This window comes from Enterococcus spodopteracolus, from assembly GCF_030441955.1.
GTDB lineage: Bacteria > Bacillota > Bacilli > Lactobacillales > Enterococcaceae > Enterococcus_B > Enterococcus_B spodopteracolus.
The window spans coordinates 1-422 of sequence record NZ_JARJHD010000120.1 but is presented as its reverse complement, the minus strand read 5'-3'; the positions used below and the strand labels follow the sequence as shown (position 1 = coordinate 422).

Here is a 422-nt window from a genome sequence, read left to right as displayed (position 1 = left end):
ACTATGTTGAAAGCATAGATATTCTATGGAATGTGACTTTAGATGAAAATAATTCTTTCCGTTGAGCCTATCAAGTTCCCGTTGACTGGCATAGGGCGTTATACCTATGAGTTGGCAAAAGGCTTGCAAAGCCACAACGAAATTGAAGAACTAAATTTTTTCTCCGGTACCCGTTTTTTATCTAACATACCTACGGCAAAAAATACATCTGATAGTAGTCACTGGTTGAAAAAAATTGTGCAGAGCAATTCATTGGCTATTGAGACCTACAGATTGCTTATGCCACAACTAAAAAAGAAGGCGCTGCGTGGCTACGAACGTTGCCTTTTTCATGGACCTAATTATTTCCTCCCTCCTTTTGACGGCCCTGCAGTGGCAACGTTTCATGATCTTTCTCCTTTTAAATGGGAGCACTGTTTCGA

1 protein-coding gene is annotated in these 422 nt (G+C 40.3%); it reads left to right on the top strand.

Annotated features, from left to right (window positions below; genetic code table 11):
* Positions 1-42: 42 nt before the first annotated feature.
* The coding region (locus P3R27_RS14850) for a glycosyltransferase family protein (RefSeq protein ID WP_301399191.1) at positions 43-422 on the top strand (380 nt) is incomplete at its 3' end.